The organism is Clostridium sp. Cult3 (genome assembly GCF_021655115.1).
In the GTDB taxonomy this organism is placed as follows: domain Bacteria; phylum Bacillota; class Clostridia; order Tissierellales; family Tepidimicrobiaceae; genus PPXY01.
Map to the genome: position 1 here is coordinate 19,942 of NZ_PPXY01000024.1, position 23,465 is coordinate 43,406.

Consider the following 23,465-nt stretch of genomic DNA (forward strand, 5'->3'; position numbering starts at 1 on the left):
AAGAGAGGAGCAAATGATATGGGAATATTTAGTGCATTTACAAAGGATATGGGCATTGATCTTGGTACAGCTAATACATTAGTTTATATTAAAGGAAAAGATATAGTAATAAGGGAACCATCTGTAGTTGCAATCCAAACCAATACTAGGCAGGTATTAGCTGTTGGTGAAGAAGCGAAAAAAATGATAGGTAGAACCCCTGGCAACATCGTTGCTATTAGACCTTTAAGGGACGGGGTTATTGCCGATTTTGATATAACACAAAGTATGCTTAAGTATTTTATAAAACGAGCTACTCAGAGGCGTTCATTATTCCAACCTAGAGTTGTAGTATGTGTCCCTAGTGGTGTTACAGAAGTGGAAAAGAGAGCAGTAGAAGAAGCTGCTATACATGCTGGAGCAAGGGATGCTTATTTGATAGAAGAGCCTATGGCTGCTGCTATTGGCGCAGGCCTACCTGTACATGAAGCAACTGGTAGCCTTATAGTAGATATAGGAGGTGGCACAACAGAGGTAGCTGTTATATCTTTAGGTGGAATAGTTACTAGCAAATCCATTAGGATAGGTGGAGATGAATTAGATGAAGCAATAGTAAGCTATATTAAAAGAGAATATAGTTTAATGATTGGTGAGCGTACTGCAGAAGATATTAAAATAACCATCGGTTCTGCTAATGTAAAAACAAAAGAATCCAAGATGCACATTAGAGGTAGAGATTTAATATCGGGATTACCTAAGACCATAGAGATAACATCGAAAGAGATATATGAAGCCATGAGGGAACCAATTTACAATATCTTAGATGCTATTAAATCTACATTAGAAAAAACTCCCCCTGAATTAGCAGCAGATATTATGGAACAAGGTATAATGTTAACTGGTGGAGGAGCACTTCTTGATGGAATAGATCTGTTGATAAAAGGCGAAACGGGTATGCCAGTCCATATAGCAGAAAATCCACTGGATTGTGTTGCTATAGGTACTGGGAGAGCATTAGAAAGTATAGAGGTATTGAAAAAAACTTTATCCAATAGTAAGAGAATGGGTTAATAGGTGATACTATGTTTTTTCTAAGAAAATATAAAAACAGAATGATAGTAACTATAGTTGCTATCATTCTGATTATTATTATCGGTATAACTAGTACGGAAAGAATGTCTTTGACAAAAATAGAAAAGGTTTTTGGAAATATATTTGCCCCTGTAGAAAAATTTTTTTATAATATTGGGAAAAAAACTTCGGACTTTTTTATGTCCATTAAAAATATAGGAAATTTAAAAGAAGAAAACGAGGAATTGAAGATAAAAATTGTCGAACTGGAGGAACAAAATAGAAGCTACGAGGACTTGATTGGCAAGTCTGAATATCTAAAAAATGAAGCAGAACTTATGAAAAATACCAGATATAAATTAATATCAGCACAGATCATTGGCAAGGAGCCAGGTAATTGGTTTGATAGATTTATGATAGATAAAGGTTTAAAGGATGGCATTAAAAAAGGTGACACCGTTATTCAGGCTGTTGAAACCGATGGAAATATAGTACAAGAAGGAATAGTAGGAAGGGTAATAGAAGTTGGAGACAATTGGGCTAAGGTTATATCGATAATAGATGAAAATAGCAAAATTTCATTTAAGGTCATTAGGACACAGGATGGTGGCGTAATTTCAGGTAGTGTTGATGGTAAATTAAGCGGGTATTTATTTGATACTAAGGCTGATGTTATGAAAGGAGACAAGCTTTTTACATCTGGGCTAGGTGGTATATTTGTTAAGGATTTATATATAGGAGAAATAAAGGATGTAGTAAAAAAAGATGAGGATTTGATGAAAAACATATACATTGAGCCATCAGTAGATTTTAAAAAGCTGTATAAGGTTTTCATAATATCGGATTAGAGGATTGGGGGATTGGAATTGGACTTTTTTATTATGGCGTTAATTATTGTAGTCAACTTCATATTGCAAAGCACCATATTCTCCCATATAAGTATATTCGGAATAGTTCCAAACACAGGTCTTATTATCATAGTGGTAATAGCACTATTAAGGGGTAGAAGGACTGGTGGCATAGTAGGTTTACTTGTAGGTCTATTACAGGATATTATATTTAGCCCTGTAATAGGAGTAAATGGATTTATTTATTTTTTCGTTGGATACTTTGTGGGAATGGCTGAGGATAAGCTGTCTAAAGACAATCTGTTGATACCCTTTATTATGACGGCAGGAACTACAATAGCTTATCATTTACTTTACTATATTTTTATGTATTTTTTAGGCTACGGTCTTAATTTTTCGATATTCTTTAAAGATGTAGTAATACTAGAAACTCTATGCAACAGTTTAATATCCATATTGATTTACAAATGGTTTTCTAAGGTATTCATCGTTCCTTCAATAAGGTTTGGAAGGAGATAGAGGTGAGCTAATTTGAAATTACTAGAAAAATTAAAAAATAGATATAATATACTGATACTAACACTAACAGTGATGTTGTTAACCCTATCCTTTAGATTAGCTACCTTGACAATTGTTCAGGGAGATTACTATAGGGATATTTCAGACAATAAGAGACTTAAGGAAATATATATTACCGCCCCCAGGGGGGAGATAAGAGATAGGTATGGAAGGTTGTTGGCAGGAAATAAGCCTAGTTTTACTGTACAACTGTTAAAGGATGAGATAAAAACTAAGGATAAGAAAAATACCAACAATACGCTATTGACATTAGCTAGACTGCTAGAAGAAGATGGGGTGGATTATGTAGACGATTTTCCAATAGAATTTAACATATTTAAATTTAACAGTGAAGACGTATACGGCTCTGAAAATATGACTCCAGAGGATAAGGTTATTGATATCATAGTTGAAAATAATCTATTGCCCCAGATACTAGATACCTATTATATACATCCTACGTACGAAGAACACTTTCAATTTATAACTATAAACAAAGCAATAAATGCTCTTGAAGGAAAAGGAATAGATGTCCCGATTTTAGCAGAATTAACTGCTGAAGGCTTAAAAGTAAGTTTTGATGAAAGTAAGGACATTGATCTATGGAAAGGCCAACATAATATTAGTATTGAGGCAACACCTAAACAAGCCATAATAAGTCTTATAAATGGCGATAAGAATATTATTAGAAAGATAATAGATCACCCGATTTCAAGGGAGTTAGTATTCAATATTATAAAGGAAAAAAATTTAAATCAAGGCCTAATATTAGAGGGATATTCCCTAGCTTTTGACGAGGAATATCTGCAACAAAAAAGGGATTTAATGAAGGAGTTTGATGGTGTTACCTTTCAGACAGTTGCAAAAGATGATTTTATCAATATTGTAATGTCTACTTCTATTAATAACTTGCTAGAAAAAGTAGTAGATGAAGAGGATGAAAAAGGTGATATTACTAAGATAATACCAGGCAAATTGTTGATAGAACAAATCGAACAAAAGGGTTTGAATTCGCCTGTAACTATAGAGGTAAATGAAGAAACGAATACAGTATTATATACCCATAAGGACAAGCAACTTTCTTCTCAGGAAAATCCTCTAGATACTTTAATTGCTTTTGCTAAAAAGGAAGACTTATTAAAGGATTTTATTACAGATGATCAGATAAAGGGTATAGCCCAGGAAATAATATTAGAGAAGGGTATTAATCCTAAAATATCCATATCTAAATGGGAATATGTATCATTATTAAATAAAAAAGATTGGTTTGACAAGTATAAGCTTCCTAGGGATAAAACTGCCGAGAAGACTTTTTTCCATTTAAGAGATCACTTTGAAATAGAAAAGGATTTAAGCAAATACGAATCTAGGACCATTATGTCCCTATATGATCAATTGGATAAACAGGGGCAAAGAGCCTATCAGCCTATTAATATTGCTTATGGAATAAAGGATTCTACCGTTGCTAAGATTGAAGAAGGTTTGATGGAGATGCCTGGTATACAGGTTTCTATAGAACCGGTAAGATACTATCCCCAAGGTGAACTAGCTGCCCATCTATTAGGATACCTTGGGAAGATATCTCAACCTTCAGAAATTGAAAAGTATGTCAATGAAAATAAATACTCTCCTAATGATATTATAGGGAAAACTGGAATAGAAGAGAAATTTGAATCAGAACTCAGAGGTAAATCTGGAGTAAAAAGGGTAGAAGTAGATGTGTACGGCAATACCACCAATGTAATCGACGAGGAACAAGCTATGCCAGGTAACAATATATATTTAACAATAGACTCAAAGTTACAACAAGTAGCAGAGGATTCCTTAAAACACGCCTTAGAAGAGATTCAAAAAGGTGGTACTTTTGAAAGCAAATGGGGGAATTATAAATTCGGAATTAATAGGAAGAAAGGAAGACCCTATGTAAATGCAACTTCTGGTTCAGTAGTAGCTATAGATGTTAAAACTGGAGAATTGTTGGCATTAGCCAACTATCCCGCATATGATCCTAACCTGTTCTCTACAGGCATATCCAGCTCTGATTGGGTAAGTTTGTTTCCAGAAAATGAAGAGGATCTATTGGCTCCAAGGCCATTATACAATATTGCAATACAAACGGCAGTTCAGCCAGGTTCTACTTTTAAAATGGTCACAGCCTTAGCTGCATTGGAAAAGGGTTTTAGTCCAACAAAGACTATTAGGGACATGGGACGTGTAGACATAGGAGTTAAGACCTTTGGTTGTTGGCTTTGGAATTCTCATGGAGGTACCCACGGATATGAAAATGTATACGATGCTCTTAGAGATTCATGTAATTATTATTTCTATTCCCTAGCCTTAGGTAAAAACCAAAAAACTGGAGAATCCTTAGGTATAAGGGTAGATATTGAAGATATTGTGAATATATCCAAACAATTAGGATTAAATGATAAAACTGGAATAGAAATAGATATTCCTAATGAGGTAGCTGGAGGGGTGCCAGATCCTCAAAGAAAAATTATGATTACAAAGTCACTATTGAAAAGATATCTTAACAATAATATTAGGCTTTATATCAAAGAAGATGTGGAGTTCAAAGATGAGGAGATAGCCGAAATAATTGATGAGATATTAAGCTGGATAGAAGAGCCAGAACCATTGTCTAGAAATGAGGTAATTAGAAGATTGGATCAAATGGGTTTTTATCCAGAGAAAGTACTTCCAGGAGATAGGAGTGGATTGGCAGATAAAATTAAGTTTGACTATATTAATCAGGCAGGATGGAATATTACCGATACATTAAATATAACCATAGGCCAAGGTCAAAATGCCTACACTCCAATTCAAATGGCAAATTTTATTGCCACTATTGCAAATGGTGGATATAGACATAAGGTTACAACTATAGACAATATTAAAAATTTCGACAATTCTAAAGTGATTAAGGAAACAGAAGTAAACCCAGAAAGAATACAGCTAAACGATTACGAAAACTTAGAACATGTAAAACTAGGAATGAAAAAAGTATCTACAGAGGGAACCGCTAGAAGTTTGTTCAACGGTTTTCCTGTTACTGTAGCTTCGAAAACTGGTACAGCTCAAAAAAGTGGGATAAATCCAGCTACTGGGGATACCTATGATGATTATGCTTGGTTTGTTGCCTTTGCACCTTATGAGGATCCAGAAATAGCCGTAGCTGTAGTGTTGTTCCAAGGCGGTAGCGGTGGATATGCAGGCCCAATTGCTAGGGAAATTATAGCCGAGTATCTTGGTTTTAATAGTGTAGATAAAAAGGGAGCATTGCCCTTTGAAATTGAATTGGCAAGGTAGATACCTTCCAATTCAATTTTTCAAATAAGAAGGATTTTGAAAATATTTGGCGAATATATATAAGGGATAATGGAGGTAGCTTAAGTGAAAGAAGGTTTAGTGAATTTTAAAGGAATTAAGGAAGGAATATACATATATATTAAAGATGGAGAATTTCAAGATGTGCTAGACGAATTAGAACAGAAGTTAGAAGACAGTATTGATTTTTATAAAGATGCAAATTTTTTAGGGATAAAGGCTGAATATTTAAAGCAAAATCAAATCCTTGAATTGGTATTTTTGTTAAAATACAAATATGATATACATATAAATAAAAGTGGATTACCGCCTTATTTAGGGGAACCGGAGTATTATACAGGTATAGATGAGGGGATGACAAAGTTTATTCATTCAACTATTAGATCAGGCCAAGTCATAGAGTATGATGGCAATGTGGTAGTTATAGGAGATGTAAATCCAGGTGCTTTAATCAAAGCTAAAGGAAACATTGTTATATTGGGGATATTTAGGGGAGTAGCACATGCTGGAACAGATGGTAACAAAGACGCAATAGTCGCTGCCTATGATCTCCAACCAACTCAATTAAGAATTGCCGATATAATTGGTAGAAAGCCAGATGAAGATATAGCAACTTTAGGTATACCAGAAGTTGCAAAGGTCAAGGATGGGGAAGTCTATATAGAACCATATTTACCGAACAAATAAGAAGAGGAGGAACATAAACATGGGAAAAGCTATTGTAATAACATCAGGCAAAGGTGGAGTAGGAAAGACTACTACAACAGCTAATATAGGCACTGGTTTAGCCATATTGGGAAATAAAGTTGTAGTGGTAGATACTGATATTGGTCTTAGGAATCTCGATGTGGTAATGGGACTAGAAAATAGAATAGTATATGATATAGTAGATGTAATAGAGAAAACCTGCAGGTTAAAACAAGGACTTATAAGGGATAAAAGATATGATGGATTATTTTTATTGCCAGCGGCTCAGACAAAAGATAAAACTGCCATAAATCCAGAACAAATGTTAGAATTAGTAAATGAGCTAAAGGAAGAATTTGATTATATTATTATCGATTCCCCAGCGGGAATTGAGCAAGGTTTTCAAAATTCAGTTGCAGGCGCCGATGAAGCATATATAGTAACTACGCCAGAGATTGCTGCTGTGAGGGATGCAGATAGGGTTATTGGGTTATTAGAAGCAAAAGGGATAAATAATCCCAAGTTGATAATTAACAGGATAAGGCAAGACATGGTAAAAAGAGGAGATATGATGAATGTAGATGATATTGTGGATATCCTAGCTATAGATCTATTAGGAGTAGTTCCCGATGATGAAGCTATTGTTATTTCTACTAACAAAGGGGAACCTGTAGTAGTTGAAGATACTCCATTATCAGCAAAAGCTTTTAAAAATATTTGCAGACGGATAACAGGAGAAGAAGTTGACCTACTTAATTTAGAAGATGATGAAGGAAAATTTAGCAAGTTAATTAAACTACTATTTAGTAAGTAAAGGGGGAATAACCTTGGATTTTTTTAAAATGTTTGGTAAAAACAATCAACGTAGCAAGGATCTAGCTAAGGAAAGATTAAAACTAGTATTAGTCCATGACAGATCTGATTTGTCTCCTAAATTTTTGGAAATGATAGAAGGGGACATTATTCGAGTTATTAAAGAATATGCAGAGATAGACGAAGAAGGGTTGGATATAAAACTTACTAGAATGAGAAGAGAGACTGACAATATGCCTATGTCAGCCCTAGTAGCCAATATACCTATAATTAAAATAAAAGATAATATTGAATAGGAAAAATCATAATAACAATACAAAAAATGTTAAATATTAAACAATTCTTGTATTTATTCTAAAAATTATATATAATGTATTAGGGTTTTCACATACTTACCTAATTATAATTTTTGGAGGGATACTAATGAAAAGAAGGTTAGGAGTTATGGTCTTAATTGTGGCTTTAATTGCCGTTTTTTTCACAGGCTGTGGAAAAAATGATTCAGAGCCTACAAGTGACCAATCAAAGGATGTGGCTACTGGTGATTTACAAGATGGCAATTATCTAGTAAAGATGCCCGTAAGCGATCATGGTAATTATCCTATGGCAAAAATGGAAGTAAAGGGTGGAGAGATTGCTTCGCTTGAGTATGTTGAAATCCTTGCAACTTCAGGAGAGGAAAAAAGTGAAGGCAATTACAACTATCCAGAGGGGCTAGAGGTAATCAAAAACCTTAATGAACAGTTCAACGAAAAGAAAGATTTAGCTGAAGTAGACTTCGATGCAGTTACTGGAGCAACTCATACTAAAGAAAGTTTTAAAGATATAGTAAATGAACTATTGGCTAAGGCTTCAAAAGGGGAAGTATATGAGCCAGCTTACAAAGACGGTGAATATACTGCAAAAGCCGATGAGGGAAGCCACGGCTGGTTAGCAGAAGTAGTAGTTGTTGTAAGAGATGGACAAATCGTAGGAGTAGATTATTTCGAAGTAGCGGAAGAAGATACAGAAAGCAACAAGGTAGTATTTGATGATGATAAAAAGCCTGTTGTGGGTAGCGATGGAAAACCAGAAACTGAGCCAGTACAAGTAAAAGCTGGTGATAGAAAATCTGTTGATAATTATGCTTACTTAGATTCCTTTGACGTAGTAAAAGGAGTTCAAAAGCAAATCATCGATAACAACGGCACTGAGAATTTAGATCTAGACGGAATTACAGGAGCAACAAACACTAGAGATACTATGATTGAATTAGTAGGAAAAGCATTAGAAAGTGCTATGTAATATTAAAACCCTAACTTTATGTTAGGGTTTTTCTAAATAAACTTAGGGGGAGGAAGCTGAATATGGGCTCCAAAAGAACTGCCACACTTGTATTATTTACCATAATATCATTACTGATTACTGGTTGCACCAATAACAAATCCGAATCCCTTACTCAAACAGAATTCTTAATGGATACGGTAATAAATATAAAGATATATGACAAACAAGATAAGAAAATACTTGATATGGCTATAGATAGATTAAAAGAAATTGAAGACCGAATGAGTGGGACTATAGAGAACAGCGACGTAAGTAAAATAAACGAAAATGCAGGGATAAAACCAGTGCAGGTCCATGAGGAAGTGTACTACGTAATAGAAAAGGCAAAATATTTTGCGGAAATATCCCAAGGGGCTTATGAACCTACCATTGGTCCTTTGGTAGAATTGTGGAATATAACCGGTAGTGATGAAAAAGAAAGGGATATTCTACCTTCGAAGGAACAGATAGAAGAAAAAAAGGCTTTGGTGGATTATAATGATTTAGAGCTATTGGGAGACAACTTTGTATATTTAAAAAGAAAAGGCATGAAATTAGATTTAGGTGGTATAGTGAAGGGTTATGCTGCCGATGAAGTTAAAAGAATATTTGTAGAAAATGGAGTTGAATCAGCCATTATAGATTTGGGAGGAAATGTTTATGCTTTAGGTGAAAAACCTGATGGTGATCCTTGGAAAATAGGAATTCAGGATCCTTTTAGCGTTACCGGGAATTATATAGGGATAATAAATGTTAAGGATAAATCCATAGTCACTTCAGGGGACTACGAGAGATACTTTATGTATAAAGGAGAAAGATACCACCATATTATAGATGCTCAAACTGGTTATCCTTCAAAAAATGAGGTATCAGGCATAAGCATAATATCGGACAAATCTATTGACGGAGATGCTTTGTCTACAGCTCTGTTTGTATTAGGAATAGATGAAGGAACTAAGCTAGCAAAACAATTAGAAGACATAGACTTATTATTCATAACTAAACAAAACGAAGTATATATTCAAGAAGAATTAAGGGATAGTTTCACTTTAAAAGACGAGGAGCTAAAATTGATAATTAACTCCTATTAATAAGGAATAAAACCTACCTTTAATAAATATCATAATAGTAGATTAAGGTGGGTGAGATGATGGAAAGGAAAAGATATACTAATAGGTACAAAGGAGTTAAAGTTTTTTTAAGTAAAAGACTTCACTACAAAAGACAGATCAATAAAATATTATATGTATTGATCATATTAGTTTTCTTGTTACTTTTAAAGAGACTTAATAACAGCCTAACTTCAAATATTATTCAAATAATCGATAGAGGGATAAACCATGAGTTTAGCTTTAAAAAGGATGGTAAAAAAATATTAGACTATAGCAAGGGGCTGTTAAAACTATCGGAAAAGACTTTGGAAGTGTTGAATATTAAAAATGAATCTAAATATATGCCTCCTATTGAAGGTGCTATATATAGCCCTTTTGGTCAGGTGAAACATTTAGATGGTAGCACTACTTTTAATAACGGAATAGATATAATACCAAAGGAAGGGAAAGAACCTGTAGCTATTGAAAAGGGCTTGGTAACTAAGATAGAGGATAGAAAGACCAAGGGGTATTTTGTGACTATACAACATGAGAATATGACAACGGTGTATGGATATCTAATAAAGGTATATCTATCCGAAGGAGAAGAAATATTATCAGGAGCTAAAATAGGCACCCTTGGCACCAATAAAGACGGAAACAAATATCTACATTTTGAAATATGGTTAGATGGAGTGCCAGTAAACCCATTGGAATATGTAAAATTTAATAGAAAACTTTAAAACTGTCCTGGACAGTTTTAATTTTTCCTATTAAAACTATTTGAAAAGTGGTAATATAATATGTACAGTACAGATGAAAGGTGATATTTATGATAGATATAAAAAAATTTAACAAAGTATTAAAAAGGGTAGAAAAACCTGCTCGTTATATAGGTTTAGAAAAAAACTCTATAAAAAAGAATCTAGAGGATGTAAAGGTTAAGTTTGCCTTTGCCTTTCCAGATATATATGAGGTAGGTATGTCTCATCTAGGGCTTCATATATTATATAATCTATTAAATAATCAAGAAGATATCGCTTGTGAAAGGGTATTTGCTCCGTGGATAGATATGGAACAAGAGATAGTAGAGGAGGGGATACCCCTATTTAGCTTAGAAAATAAGGAACCTATAAAAAACTTTGACTTTGTAGGTTTTACATTACAATATGAGATGAGTTATACTAATATAATCAATATGCTACATTTGGGGGAAATTCCAATTCTATCGAAGGATAGGAGTATGGAAGATCCTTTTATTATAGCTGGTGGTCCTTGTGCGTATAATCCAGAACCTATAGCAGATATAATCGATTTTTTTGTAATTGGTGAGGGGGAAGAGGTTACTCTAGAGGTACTAAAGGCCTATAAAATCTTTAAAGAATTAAAAGGGAGTAGACAGGATTTTCTAAGGGAAGTGAGCAAAATCCAAGGGGTATATGTACCTTCCTTTTATCAAATACACTACAATGAAGATGGAACCATAAACGAAATGGTTCCTTTAGTAGAGGGGATACCAAAGATCATAAAGAAGAGAATAATTAAGGATTTAGATCAGGTATATTTTCCAGAAAAATTAATAGTTCCATATATAGAAACGGTTCATGATAGAATTCCTTTGGAAATATTTAGAGGTTGTACCCGAGGCTGTAGATTTTGTCAAGCAGGGATGATATATAGACCAGTCAGGGAGAAGAGTATCCCCAAGCTTTTAGAACTGGCTAATAAGCTGGTAAACAATACAGGGTATGAAAACATATCTCTAACCTCTTTAAGCTCCTGTGATTATTCACAGCTTCAATTATTAGTATCCAAATTAATGGATGAATATGAGGAGGATAAGGTTGGTATATCACTACCTTCATTAAGGCTAGATTCCTTTAGCTTGGATATATTAAAGGAAATAGAGAAGGTCAGAAAAACTGGGCTTACCTTTGCACCTGAGGCTGGTAGCCAAAGGCTACGAGATGTGATCAACAAAGGGGTGACGGAAGAAGATTTAACAAAGGCGGTATCCTATGCTTTCAACGAAGGTTGGTCTACCATCAAACTATACTTTATGGTAGGATTACCCACTGAAACCGACGATGATATACTAGGTATTAAGGATTTGGGATATAAGGTCAAGGACATGTTTTTTAACCAACCAAAAGATGAACGAAAGGGAAACCTAAAAATAACTCTAAGCGCCTCGTGTTTTGTGCCTAAGCCTTTCACACCTTTTCAGTGGGTAAGCCAGGATTCTATAGATGAGTTCAACCGAAAGATTTATCTATTAAAGGATAGTATCAAGGATAGAAAAATTACTTTCAATTATCATGATCCAAAGCTAAGCTATTTAGAGGCTGTGCTAGCTAGAGGCGATAGAAGGCTATGTAAAACCTTAATAAGGGCTTGGGAGAAAGGTTGTAAATTTGATGGTTGGTCAGAAAAGTTTGATTATGATATTTGGATGGAAGCCTTTTCTGAGACGGAAATTGAAGGAGATTTTTATGCGTTGAGGGAACGAAGAATAGACGAGGTATTACCTTGGGATTTTATTGATTCTGGGGTAAGTAAAAAATACTTGATTAGAGAATATGAAAGGGCAAAGTCTCAAGAATTGACTAGGGATTGTAGGTTAGGCTGTACTGGATGCGGGATTAATAAAAGCTTTTCAGGTGGTGTTTGTAATTGAATTTAAGAGTAAAGTTTACGAAAAAAAACTATTTAAAATATATATCTCATCATGATTTGATGCGTTTATTTGAAAGGGCTTTTAGGAGAGCTAACATCCCTATTAAATACTCTGAGGGGTTCAATCCTCAACCCAGGCTTTCCATAGCAAATCCTCTGGCTTTAGGTATTGCTAGCGGTGGAGAGTATATGGATATAGAACTACAGGAGAAAATACCAGAAGAAATGTTTATAGAAAGTATAAATGGGGAACTCCCAGAGGATATTAGAGTTATAGAGGTAAAATACATTGAAGAAATAAAATCTTTATCATCTCTTATCAGTTGGAGCTACTATGAAATAGACTTTGAAGCTAATAACTTAGAAAATAATAAAGAACTAGAAAAGCTCATTAGCAAATGGTTAGAGGAAGAAGAGATTTTTATTAAAAAAATAAGACATAAGGGCAGAAGAACCATTGAAAGAAATCGAAATATAAAGGATTTGATAGGGAATGTGGTAGTTAAATCCAACGCATACCCTAGCCAAGAGCCTGTAGTCATAAACTGTTTACTGAAGGCAGGGGATAGAGGTAATTTAAATCCTAGGGATTTCATTTTAGCTGTGGATAAATATCTATATCTTGGTATAGATTGGGATACTGTAAATATTTATCGATTAGCTCTATTTATTGAAAAGGATGGGAAAATAGAATCTCCCATCTAATATAGGAGAGATGTTATGAACTATATATTTATAGACTCGAAAGAGGATATGGAGAGGGTTGGAATTGTAGAGGATGGCAGATTAGTAGAATACTATACCGATAAAAAGAAAAATACAAGGTGTGTTGGTAATATATATAGAGGAAGAGTAGTAAATGTATTACCAGGAATGGAAGCAGCTTTTGTAGATATAGGAGAAGATAAAAATGCATATCTATACGTAAAGGATGCACTACCTAAGGATATGATATATAGAAACAATTCGGTTGGTATTCATGATATTGTAAAAAAAGGTGAGGAAATTATAGTACAGGTATTGAAAGAAGCTAGTATAAATAAGGGGTCTAAAGTAACCACCCATATTACTTTGCCTGGTAGGTACATGGTATTAACCCCCTATTCCCCTAAGATAAATATATCTAGGAAAATTAGCCAGGAAGACGAAATCAAAAGATTGTATGAAATAAGCAAGAACATTCCTAAAGATGGTATTGGTTTTATTATTAGGACTAAGGCATTAGGCGTAGAAGGAGATGTTTTGTTGGAAGAATACAATGAACTTGTCAACATATACAATAAGCTGGAAAGAGAAAGAAAGTTTTTGCCTTGTCCAAAATTATTATATAAAGAGATGGATCTAAGCTATAAGATAGTAAGAGATGCATTCAATGATAAAATTCACAAGATTATATCAAATGATAAAAATAAATATGATAATCTATTGGATCTAAAGGATATTATTTCTCCAGGATTGGATAAAAAACTGTTTTATGAGGCTGGATTTACGATAGATAGTCAAGAAAATATAAAAAGGGACATTAATTTAGCCTTGGAAAGAATGGTACCTTTGAAAAGTGGGGGCCATATCGTAATAGATGAAACAGAGGCTTTAACCGCTATAGATGTAAATACAGGTAAATATATTGGGAGCAAAAATCTGGAGGATACGGTGGTTAAGACCAATCTAGAAGCTGCAGTGGAAATATCTAGGCAGATAAGATTAAGGGATATTGGAGGAATCATCATAATTGATTTTATAGACATGAGGAATAAACAAGATATAGATCTGGTAATGTCTCAACTAGAAAAGAGTTTAAGCTTAGATAGAAATAAAACGAATATAGTTGGGATGACCAAATTAGGATTAGTGGAGATGACCAGACAAAAGGTGAGAAATAGCCTTGGCTCAAAATTTTTAGAAAAATGTCCCTACTGTCATGGCAAAGGTAAAATTTTAGAAGGGACTATTGACAAACTGAAGCCAATCTGTTAAAATTTTTGTTTGTAGGTAGCCGCTCAGTGTGGGTTCAAAGCTTAGTCACCTAACACTGGCGAGACTGGTTAGAGGAGGTGCAAATAACAATGTATGCTGTAATAGAAACAGGTGGAAAACAATATAAAGTTCAAGAAGGGGACACAATTTTTGTTGAAAAGATCGATTCACAAGAAGGTGACAAAATAGATTTTTCAAAAGTGCTTCTCGTTTCAAAAGAAGATGGACTTGTAGTTGGGAAACCTTTTGTTGAGGGAGCAAATGTAGAAGGAACTGTATTGAAACAAGGAAAGGCTAAGAAGATCGTTGTATTTAAGTATAAACCTAAGAAAAATTACAAGAGAAAGCAAGGTCATCGTCAGCCTTATACAAAAGTTAAGATTGAAAAAATAGTAGGTTAATCAAATGATAAAGGTAATAATATACGAAACCAATAACAATCATATTGGTAGATATACTATATCTGGGCATTCAGGTTATGACATAAAAGGCCAAGATATAATATGTGCAGCTGTTTCAGTACTAGGGCAGAATACATTAAATTCACTAGTAGAAGTATGTGGCATTAAGGAAGATGAAATTGATTATTTTATCGATGAGGAAAAAGGATTTTTAGATGCTAGGGTGCCTAGGGATTTAGATGAGGGGACTAGGATGAAAGCTGAAACAGTTCTTAGAACTTTAGAATTAGGAATAAAATCTATTATGGAAAGTTATCCCGGATATATTACTCTCAAATATGGGGAGGTGTAGAAGATGATAAAACTAAATTTACAATTATTTGCTACCAAAAAAGGAGTAGGTAGCTCTAGAAACGGTAGAGATAGTAGGGCTAAGAGATTAGGCGTAAAAAGAGGCGACGGTCAATACGTTTTAGCTGGGAATATCCTTGTTAGGCAAAGGGGGACTAAGATTCACCCTGGGAATAACGTAGGTAAAGGTGGCGATGATACACTATTTGCTAAAGTAGATGGTGTGGTTAAATTTGAGAGAAAAGGCAGAGACAAAAAGCAAGTAAGTGTATATCCTGCTGAAGAATTAGCATAGACTTTAAAGCTTACCCACAGGGTAGGCTTTTTTATTTTCTAGAAAAGTATAAAATTTCCCAGTAGGAATAAAATAATTAATATTATTGACACTAATTGATAACTTGATATAATTAAATTACTGACAATAGAAAGGGAAATAGAGGATGATAATATGTTTATAGATGTAGCTAAAATCAATTTAAAAGCTGGAAATGGTGGCGATGGGGCAGTAGCGTTTAGAAGGGAAAAATATGAACCATCAGGGGGACCTTTTGGTGGAGACGGCGGAGATGGAGGTAGCATAATACTAGAAGCAGATGAAGGTATAAGAACCCTAATGGATTTTAGGTATAAACGTTCCTACAAAGGAGAAAATGGAGAAAACGGTAAGTCTAAAAAACAATTTGGCAAAAAAGGACAAGACGTAGTTTTAAAAGTGCCTGTAGGGACTTTGGTAAAGGATGCAAACACAGATAAAGTAATAGTAGATATGAGGGAGCATGGGCAACTGTATACTATTGTCCAGGGCGGTAGAGGGGGTAGAGGAAATGCTAAATTTGCCACTGCTACTAGGCAAGCTCCTAGATTTGCTGAACCAGGTACAAAGGGAGAAGAAATAACTGTTATATTGGAACTAAAACTATTGGCCGATATAGGCCTTGTTGGTTTTCCAAATGTAGGCAAATCTACCATACTGTCAATATTATCAGCAGCTAAACCTAAAATCGACAATTATCACTTTACTACATTAAAGCCTAATTTAGGAGTAGTGCGGGTAGATGATGAAAAATCCTTTGTAATAGCAGATATTCCAGGGTTAATAGAAGGTGCTCATGAAGGGGCAGGTTTAGGTCATGACTTTTTGAGGCATATTGAAAGGACCAGGGTATTGGTTCATGTACTAGATGCATCTGGCATAGAAGGTCGAAATCCAATTGATGATTTTTATAGGATAAATGAAGAATTGATTAAATACAATCCTAAGCTTTCTGATAAGCCACAAATAATTGCAGCAAATAAAATGGATTTGCCCGGGGCTGATGAATGGCTGGAAAAAATAAAAATCGAATTTGAACCGCTAGGATATAAGGTTTATCCAATTTCTGCTGCAACCATGGAAGGAGTTAACAAGTTAAAATTTGTCATGTGGGATGTTCTATCCAGTATAAAACCAGAATATGAAACCTTTGATGAGGAAATAGAAATCACTTTAGAAGAACCAGAAGAGGAAACTGTAATAGTGAAAAAGGAAAATGGAAAATATATTGTTGAAGGCAGCTTTGTTGATAGGCTTATCCGTTCTACAAACTTTGAAGATTTGGATTCATTGAGATACTTTCAAAATTCTATGAGACAGAAGGGGGTAGTAGAAGAGCTTAAAAGATTGGGTGTTCAGGAAAATGATTCAGTATTTATTTGTGGATATGAATTTGAATTCTTTGATTAATGGAGGGTTTGAAGGTAAAATGGACTGTTTTGATTGTGGCAATTGCAAGGAAAATCAACCAACCTATTATTGCCTAGCTAAAAATGAAGTAGTAATCAATAAGGCTTATAAGCCTAAAGAGAAAGCTAGAATTGGTTGGAAAAAAGGCAATAGGGATTATGAAGTTCATAGAAGACAATCTAGAAAGGAAATAGAAGTTTAAAGCAGAAGGAGTGTATTAATTGTTAACGGGAAAACAAAGAAGTTATTTAAAAGGCTTAGCTAATACCATGGATCCTATATTTCAAGTAGGGAAAAGTGGTATTACGGACAATTTTATTAAGCAGGTAGATGAGGCCTTAGAAGCTAGAGAATTAATAAAAATAAAGGTATTAAATAATAGCCTTTTAGAGTCTAAAGAGGTAGCTTTAGAATTAGCTGAAAAAACAAAAGCAGAATTCGTTCAAAGCATTGGGAGCAAACTTGTTTTATACAGAGAATCTGAGGAAAACAAAAAAATTCAATTACCTTAATAATAGTTTAAACTTCAGAAGTTTTTGTTTCTGAAGTTTATTTATTAAGGTAGGATAGATGGAGGAGATATATTGAATAGGAAAAAAGTAGGGATTATTGGAGGTACCTTTGATCCTATCCACTATGGTCACTTAATATTGGCTGAATACTCTAGGACAGCCTTTGGTCTTAATAAAGTACTATTTATACCTGCTGGAAATCCCCCTCACAAAAATGAGGAGAATATATCATCTATAGACTGTAGATACCATATGACTTTGCTAGCAACTAACGCAAATCCGTATTTTATCGTTTCTTCCATAGAAATGAATAGAGAGGGAACCACCTATACAATTGATACCATAAAACAATTGAAAAAGGAAAATGATAATGTAGATTATTATTTCATATTGGGAGAAGACTCCCTACAGGAAATCCATACCTGGAAGGATTATGATAAACTGCTAAGTATTTGCAAGTTTATCGTAGCCCGACGACCCTATACAAATAAGAAGGTTCTAACGGATAAGGTGGGAGAACTAAATAGCTTATACGGAGAATCCATATACATACTAGATACTCCATTGATAGAGATTTCATCTACTCAAATCAGGCATCGGATAAATATGGGACTATCCATTAAGTATTTGGTTCCAGAGGCAGTAGAACAATACATATATAAATATAAGATGTATGTTTAATAGGAGGTTTTTATGATAGAAAAATGGATGCATGAGAAATTAAAGGAAGATATAGGAGAAGCAAGATATAGACACTCTGTAGGTGTAATGAATACTAGCATTGAGTTAGCAAAAAGATATGGATATCCAGTAGAGGAAGCTGCATTGGCAGGTTTTTTACATGATTGTGGAAAGATTCAGGGTGAAATAAACTTGTTGAAAACCGCTGATGACTTTGATATAATTTTAGATAATGTTATGCGAAACAACATACAACTGATTCATGGTCCCCTAGGAGAGCAGATAGCTATTGAAGAATATCACATAACCAATAGGAATATCCTAGATGCTATTCGCTACCACACAACTGGACGTGAAAACATGACCTTGTTGGAAAAGATAGTATATATGGCAGACATAATAGAGCCTGGCAGAAGTTTCGATGGAGTAGATAAGATTAGACAATTAGCTTATGAGGATCTAGACCATGGTTTATTATATGCCCTAGACAGGACGATTATATTTGTGGTACAAAGAGGACTTTTAGTTCACTTAGATACAATTAAGGCAAGAAATCAGTTAATAATTCTAAAGGGTTTGGAGTGAGTATAGGTGAAAAAGACATTTTTCAAAACTTTCTTTATTTCTTTTATTGCATTTTCTTTGGTTTGGAGTGGTTTTATTTACAATACTGTTATTAAAGCTCAAGGTGAAGACGATGAAGAGGTATATAAGGAGAATTTTATAGATAGACTAATGGATGGAAAGGAAGATATTACTTTTCTAGTAATGGGGGTAGACTCAAAGGATGCAAAAAATGCCTCTAATACTAGAACTGATACTATGATGCTCTGTAAAGCAAATAAATCTACCGGCGAAATATCCATACTTTCAATACCAAGGGATACCAAAGCTCGTATTCGCGGTAGAAGGAATGACGAAAAGATAAACCATGCTCATGCCTATGGCGGACCAGAATTGTCGGTAAAGACTGTAAAGGATTTACTAGGGGTAGATTTGGAATATTATGTGAGAGTAGATTACAAAATAGTTAAGGAATATGTGAATTTAATAGATGGAGTAGAAGTGTATGTTCCTATGGATATGAAATATAGTGATCCTGTGGCAGATCCTCCCCTATACATCGATTTAAAACAGGGACAACAGGTTTTATATGGGGACGAAGCTCTTCAATTCTTAAGATTTAGGAAAGGTTATGCAGATCAAGATCTAGGAAGAATAAAGGCACAACAACAATTTGTGGCAGCTGCCATAGAAAAGACCTTAAGGCCAGCTAATATTGTAAATATACCTCAGATGATAAAAACCTACTATGACTATGTAGATACAAATATTCCCTTTGACGTTGTAATGAAATTTGCTATGAAGGCTAAAAATTTTAGTTCTGATAAGGTTAATATGGCTACATTACCGGGAGATGGAGAGTATATTGGAGGAGTATCCTATTTTATTCTAAATGAAGAAGAAAGCTCCAAATTAGTCAATGCTATGTTTACCGAACATAGAACTGTTGAAAATATAGATGATTAAAGTAGCAGATTAAATTAAATTATCAGGAGGTAATTAAGTGAAGGATATTGATGGAAGAATATCTATTATCGCAAAAGCTTGTTATGATAAAAAAGCATTTGATATAAAGATATTAAATTTACGAAACCTAACACCTATAGCCGATTATTTTGTCATTGCCAGTGGAAACTCTACAACTCAAGTAGCTGCTATAGCTGATGAAGTTGAAGAAAAGATGGAAAAGGCAGGATACCGTCTATTGGGTAAGGAGGGATATCAAACTGGCAGGTGGGTGTTAATGGATTTTGGGGATATTGTAGTGCATGTATTTCATAAAGAAGATAGGGACTTTTACAATCTTGAAAAATTGTGGGCAGATAGCGAGGAAGTGGTATTGGATAGTATACCATAAATATTTTTTTACAAGATTGAATATTTATATAAATATTTTAGAAATTATAAAGGAGGACATAAGATGAGTATTAGTTCAATAGCAACTAACAAAGCACCATCGGCTGTAGGCCCTTATTCTCAAGGGATTAAAGCCAATAGTCTAATATTTACATCAGGACAACTTCCAATAGTCCCAGAGACTGGGGAGTTGCTTAAAAATGATATTAAAAAAGAAACTAGACAGTGTTTAGAAAATGTAAACTCAATATTAAAGGAAGCAGGCGCTACATTAGAGAATGTAGTTAAGGTAAATATATACATAGTAAATATGGATGATTTTTCGTCTATAAATGAGGTATATGAAGAATACTTTAACGAACATAAACCAGCTCGTTCCTGTGTGGAAGTGTCAAGATTACCTAAGGATGGAAACATAGAAATAGAGGCTATAGCGATATTATAATATGATAAAACCTTGCCTTCAAAGGCAAGGTTTTATCGTAGTGGATTTTGAACTCGATATAATGAACCTCTCCGCTTTTTTCTTTGTCTCTGCTTTTTAAAAGATATAATCCTACCTACAACTAATATTCCAATTAATAAAACATACCATTTGCTGAGAACTTTATTAGCTAGGGTTACAGTTGGCGTTTTTTCAACATTTAAAGTAGAGATTATATCAACATCTCCTAGCAACTGACCATCAAGATAATACTCTACCTTACCCAGTACTTGCCCTTCTTCTATTGGTGCTTGGATTGTGCCATTAATAAAAACCTTTTTTTCTAGCCTGTCCATACTTCCTTTAAGAATAGAAGCAGATAAATTTTCCTTTAGAATCCCTGCTACCATCGAATTTGTACCATCTACCACTTCAATATTATCGACAAATTGATCTTTAAAAGCAATATTGGCTTTTTCATAATTATTAAACCCGTAATTTAATAATTTATGAATATCAGTATAAACTTCCCTGCCATTAGCCTTTAAAACCACTGCAATAAGCCTTTGGTTTCCCCTTTCTGCTGAAGCCACTAAACAATTTTGAGCTGCTACAGTATATCCAGTTTTTATTCCAGTGATGCCTTCATACTTAATGGGTACAATTTTTCCATCTACATCAATTTTTATCGTACTATATAGAAGTCTATTGGCAGATTTTAAGTACCTTTCTTCAGCCTTTTTATTCGTTGCAGGAATAATATAAGTGTAGTTTTTGACTATCTGCTTGAAGGTATCATTTTCCATGGCGTATTTAGCCATAAGGCTCAAATCATAGGCAGTTGTTAGGTGATTTTCAGCAGTTAAACCGTTGGGATTTTCAAAGTTTGTGTTTAAAGCACCTACTTCCTTAGCTTTAACATTCATCAATTTAACAAACTCATCAATATTACCAGAAATATGTTTTGCTAAGGCCAAGGCCGCATCATTAGCAGATTCGATCAAGAGAGCATATAACATATCTTCAAATTTTACTTGCTCTTCAGGCTCCAAGGCTATATGGCTACCATCTGTAAGGTGTATTACTTCTTCATCTACGGTAACATAGTCTTCCATGTTTCCATTCTCTATAGCTAGTATACCAGTCATAATTTTCGTAGTGCTAGCAGGTTGCAATTTCATATGAGGGTTTTTTGCATATAGTACTTGCCCCGTATCCATATCTATGAGTATAGCCCCTTCTCCAGAAAGGTTTAATTCCTCAGCATAGGATATATTATATGTAGATAATAACAAAAGTAAGAGAAAACAAAAAAATTTTTTCAAACAACCCCCTCCTTTTCCTATATAATTAAGTATATCAGAAATAGAAGTTTTTTTTAATATGATTTTTATAAAAAGAGGAAATTTGCAAATGAAGTCGAATATTAGTAGGAGTATTAAATTGAGGGGTGAACATATGGATTATTTTACAAAAAAAGAACGAACAGTTATAATACTATTGATAATGGTTATAGTTTTATTATCAATTATTAGCTTTTTTAACAAAAACTATTCAACAGTTACAAAAGATGAACTTGGAGATGAAGTTGACCCTGAGGACTTACTTATTGAATTAGAGGAGCCAGAAAATGAAACAGAAGATGGAATTATAATGGTACATATTAGTGGCCAAGTATACAATCCAGGATTAGTCGAGTTGCCTTCTAACTCTAGGGTAATCGATGCAGTAAATTTAGCTGGAGGATTGAAAAAAGACGCAGACTTGGATAAAATAAACTTAGCTAAAAAATTAGCAGACGAAGAAAAAATATATATACCTAAAATAGGTGAAGAAGAAACAACTATGGAAAATTATACAAATATGGAGTCTAGTAGTGGTGATAAGATTAATATCAACACATGTACTAAAGAAGAACTTACATCTCTACCAGGTATAGGCGAAGTATTAGCTGGAAGGATATTGGAATATCGAGAACAGAATCCATTTAATACAATCGACGATATAAAAAATGTATCTGGTATAGGGGAAAAGAAATTCGAGAGCATAAAGGAATTGATAAGGACAAGATGAAGGAGTGAATAGAATGGATATAAGATTAACCCAATTAACAAAAACCTCTGGCTGAGCTGCTAAAATCGGTCCCGATGTATTGGCACAAGTTTTGTGCCATTTACCAAAGAGCTTTGATGAAAATTTAATCGTAGGATTAGATACATCTGATGATGCAGCTGTATATAAAATAGATGAAAACTTAGCGTTAATTCAAACTTTGGACTTTTTTACACCAGTAGTAGATGATCCCTATGTATTTGGACAGATAGCTGCTGCTAACTCCCTAAGCGATGTATATGCCATGGGAGGAGAACCCAGATTAGCTATGAATATAGTATGTTTTCCCAATTGCTTGGAGCCAGATGTATTGGTAGAGATATTGAAAGGTGGACATGATAAAGTAGCAGAGGCAGGTGCAATTTTAGTAGGGGGGCATACGGTAGAAGATGACGAACCAAAATATGGATTATCAGTAGCGGGATTTGTACACCCTGATAAAGTGTTAACCAATAGCAATGCAAAACCAGGGGATGTACTGGTTATTACGAAGCCTTTAGGTTTAGGCATCATAAACACTGCAATAAAAGGAGGTATTGCTGATAAGACCTCTTACGATGAGGCTGTTAAAGTCATGTCTACATTAAATAAATTTGGCAAGGAAGCATTAGATAAGGTAAAGGTAAATAGCGTGACGGATATTACTGGTTTTGGACTTCTTGGGCATGCTTTAGAGATGGCGGAAGGCAGTGAAGTTACTATCAAGATTCACCATGAAAATATTCCTCTAATAGCCAATACATTGGAATATGCACAAATGGGTTTAGTACCTGCTGGTGCCTATGCTAATAGGGGACATATTGGAGATAAGGTAAAGTTTGCAAATCAAATTTCTGAAGATATGGAGGATGCACTATTCGATCCTCAAACATCAGGTGGACTACTAATATCTCTTCCTAAGGAAGAAGCAGATCGATTACTTGGTGGTCTAGTCAACAATCCAACCTCCTATGGAATAATTGGAGAAGTGGTGGAAAAAGAGGATCATTATTTAATTGTCGAATAAATT

General features: G+C 34.3%; 27 protein-coding genes. 26 read left to right on the forward strand and 1 reads right to left on the reverse strand.

Features of this window, described 5'->3' with window-relative positions:
• Positions 1-18: 18 nt before the first annotated feature.
• The 24 genes from C3E88_RS06030 (at position 19) to C3E88_RS06150 (ending at position 20,365) form a co-directional block, all read left to right on the forward strand.
• Entirely contained in the window at positions 19-1,050 is a 1,032-nt protein-coding gene (locus C3E88_RS06030) for a rod shape-determining protein (RefSeq protein WP_236909267.1), read from the forward strand.
• A gap of 11 nt (positions 1,051-1,061) precedes the next feature.
• The gene (gene mreC / locus C3E88_RS06035; RefSeq protein ID WP_236909268.1) at positions 1,062-1,898 is read left to right on the forward strand and encodes a rod shape-determining protein MreC; all 837 of its coding nucleotides are present in this window, start codon (positions 1,062-1,064) and stop codon (positions 1,896-1,898) included.
• 18 nt (positions 1,899-1,916) lie between these two features.
• Entirely contained in the window at positions 1,917-2,417 is a 501-nt protein-coding gene (gene mreD / locus C3E88_RS06040) for a rod shape-determining protein MreD (protein WP_236909269.1), read from the forward strand.
• A 12-nt stretch (positions 2,418-2,429) separates the two neighbouring features.
• The gene (locus tag C3E88_RS12315) at positions 2,430-5,765 is read left to right on the forward strand and encodes a penicillin-binding transpeptidase domain-containing protein (RefSeq protein WP_272878460.1); all 3,336 of its coding nucleotides are present in this window, start codon (positions 2,430-2,432) and stop codon (positions 5,763-5,765) included.
• 84 nt (positions 5,766-5,849) lie between these two features.
• Positions 5,850-6,470 (forward strand): septum site-determining protein MinC, encoded by a 621-nt coding sequence (gene minC / locus C3E88_RS06055; RefSeq protein ID WP_236909270.1) that lies wholly within the window; start codon positions 5,850-5,852, stop codon positions 6,468-6,470.
• 19 nt (positions 6,471-6,489) lie between these two features.
• Positions 6,490-7,284, forward strand: coding sequence for a septum site-determining protein MinD (gene minD, locus C3E88_RS06060; RefSeq protein ID WP_236909271.1), 795 nt, complete (start codon positions 6,490-6,492; stop codon positions 7,282-7,284).
• A gap of 7 nt (positions 7,285-7,291) precedes the next feature.
• Positions 7,292-7,579: a cell division topological specificity factor MinE gene (minE, locus tag C3E88_RS06065; RefSeq protein WP_236909305.1), complete on the forward strand. Its 288-nt coding sequence runs from the start codon at positions 7,292-7,294 to the stop codon at positions 7,577-7,579.
• A gap of 127 nt (positions 7,580-7,706) precedes the next feature.
• Positions 7,707-8,567: an FMN-binding protein gene (locus tag C3E88_RS06070; RefSeq protein ID WP_236909272.1), complete on the forward strand. Its 861-nt coding sequence runs from the start codon at positions 7,707-7,709 to the stop codon at positions 8,565-8,567.
• Between the two features lie 62 nt (positions 8,568-8,629).
• Positions 8,630-9,679 carry an FAD:protein FMN transferase gene (locus tag C3E88_RS06075; protein ID WP_236909273.1) on the forward strand — a complete coding sequence of 350 codons (1,050 nt, stop codon included), beginning with the start codon at positions 8,630-8,632 and terminating at the stop codon, positions 9,677-9,679.
• A gap of 59 nt (positions 9,680-9,738) precedes the next feature.
• Positions 9,739-10,422 carry a murein hydrolase activator EnvC family protein gene (locus tag C3E88_RS06080; RefSeq protein WP_236909274.1) on the forward strand — a complete coding sequence of 228 codons (684 nt, stop codon included), beginning with the start codon at positions 9,739-9,741 and terminating at the stop codon, positions 10,420-10,422.
• A gap of 89 nt (positions 10,423-10,511) precedes the next feature.
• On the forward strand, positions 10,512-12,356 hold the full coding sequence (locus C3E88_RS06085) for a TIGR03960 family B12-binding radical SAM protein (RefSeq protein WP_236909275.1): 1,845 nt from the start codon (positions 10,512-10,514) through the stop codon (positions 12,354-12,356).
• Positions 12,353-13,060: a TIGR03936 family radical SAM-associated protein gene (locus tag C3E88_RS06090; protein WP_236909276.1), complete on the forward strand. Its 708-nt coding sequence runs from the start codon at positions 12,353-12,355 to the stop codon at positions 13,058-13,060. The genes C3E88_RS06085 and C3E88_RS06090 overlap by 4 nt, the downstream gene beginning before the upstream one ends.
• 15 nt (positions 13,061-13,075) lie before the next feature.
• Positions 13,076-14,332 (forward strand): Rne/Rng family ribonuclease, encoded by a 1,257-nt coding sequence (locus C3E88_RS06095; RefSeq protein ID WP_236909277.1) that lies wholly within the window; start codon positions 13,076-13,078, stop codon positions 14,330-14,332.
• A gap of 89 nt (positions 14,333-14,421) precedes the next feature.
• A complete protein-coding gene (rplU, locus tag C3E88_RS06100) occupies positions 14,422-14,733 on the forward strand; it encodes a 50S ribosomal protein L21 (protein WP_236909278.1) in 312 nt (103 codons plus the stop codon).
• Between the two features lie 4 nt (positions 14,734-14,737).
• Positions 14,738-15,085, forward strand: coding sequence for a ribosomal-processing cysteine protease Prp (locus C3E88_RS06105; RefSeq protein WP_236909279.1), 348 nt, complete (start codon positions 14,738-14,740; stop codon positions 15,083-15,085).
• 3 nt (positions 15,086-15,088) lie between these two features.
• The gene (gene rpmA, locus C3E88_RS06110) at positions 15,089-15,379 is read left to right on the forward strand and encodes a 50S ribosomal protein L27 (RefSeq protein WP_236909280.1); all 291 of its coding nucleotides are present in this window, start codon (positions 15,089-15,091) and stop codon (positions 15,377-15,379) included.
• Positions 15,380-15,532: 153 nt separating this feature from the next.
• Positions 15,533-16,807 (forward strand): GTPase ObgE, encoded by a 1,275-nt coding sequence (gene obgE / locus C3E88_RS06115; protein WP_236909281.1) that lies wholly within the window; start codon positions 15,533-15,535, stop codon positions 16,805-16,807.
• Complete coding sequence (locus C3E88_RS06120; protein ID WP_236909282.1) at positions 16,785-17,009, forward strand: hypothetical protein; 225 nt, start codon at positions 16,785-16,787, stop codon at positions 17,007-17,009. The genes obgE and C3E88_RS06120 overlap by 23 nt, the downstream gene beginning before the upstream one ends.
• A gap of 19 nt (positions 17,010-17,028) precedes the next feature.
• Entirely contained in the window at positions 17,029-17,319 is a 291-nt protein-coding gene (yhbY, locus tag C3E88_RS06125) for a ribosome assembly RNA-binding protein YhbY (RefSeq protein WP_236909283.1), read from the forward strand.
• Between the two features lie 72 nt (positions 17,320-17,391).
• Positions 17,392-18,000: a nicotinate-nucleotide adenylyltransferase gene (gene nadD, locus C3E88_RS06130; protein ID WP_236909284.1), complete on the forward strand. Its 609-nt coding sequence runs from the start codon at positions 17,392-17,394 to the stop codon at positions 17,998-18,000.
• Between the two features lie 12 nt (positions 18,001-18,012).
• Complete coding sequence (gene yqeK / locus C3E88_RS06135; RefSeq protein ID WP_236909285.1) at positions 18,013-18,585, forward strand: bis(5'-nucleosyl)-tetraphosphatase (symmetrical) YqeK; 573 nt, start codon at positions 18,013-18,015, stop codon at positions 18,583-18,585.
• 6 nt (positions 18,586-18,591) lie between these two features.
• On the forward strand, positions 18,592-19,530 hold the full coding sequence (locus C3E88_RS06140) for an LCP family protein (RefSeq protein WP_236909286.1): 939 nt from the start codon (positions 18,592-18,594) through the stop codon (positions 19,528-19,530).
• Between the two features lie 37 nt (positions 19,531-19,567).
• The gene (gene rsfS / locus C3E88_RS06145; RefSeq protein WP_236909287.1) at positions 19,568-19,921 is read left to right on the forward strand and encodes a ribosome silencing factor; all 354 of its coding nucleotides are present in this window, start codon (positions 19,568-19,570) and stop codon (positions 19,919-19,921) included.
• Positions 19,922-19,984: 63 nt separating this feature from the next.
• Complete coding sequence (locus C3E88_RS06150) at positions 19,985-20,365, forward strand: RidA family protein (protein WP_236909288.1); 381 nt, start codon at positions 19,985-19,987, stop codon at positions 20,363-20,365.
• A gap of 32 nt (positions 20,366-20,397) precedes the next feature.
• Here the strand turns inward: C3E88_RS06150 and C3E88_RS06155 are convergent, their stop codons facing one another.
• Positions 20,398-21,669 (reverse strand): D-alanyl-D-alanine carboxypeptidase family protein, encoded by a 1,272-nt coding sequence (locus C3E88_RS06155; RefSeq protein WP_236909289.1) that lies wholly within the window; start codon positions 21,667-21,669, stop codon positions 20,398-20,400.
• A 133-nt stretch (positions 21,670-21,802) separates the two neighbouring features.
• Here C3E88_RS06155 and C3E88_RS06160 point away from each other — a divergent pair, with 133 nt between their 5' ends.
• Positions 21,803-22,417, forward strand: a complete 615-nt coding sequence (locus C3E88_RS06160) for a helix-hairpin-helix domain-containing protein (RefSeq protein WP_236909290.1) — start codon at positions 21,803-21,805, stop codon at positions 22,415-22,417.
• Positions 22,418-22,430: 13 nt separating this feature from the next.
• On the forward strand, positions 22,431-23,462 hold the full coding sequence (selD, locus tag C3E88_RS06165) for a selenide, water dikinase SelD (RefSeq protein WP_236909291.1): 1,032 nt from the start codon (positions 22,431-22,433) through the stop codon (positions 23,460-23,462).
• Positions 23,463-23,465 lie beyond the last annotated feature (3 nt).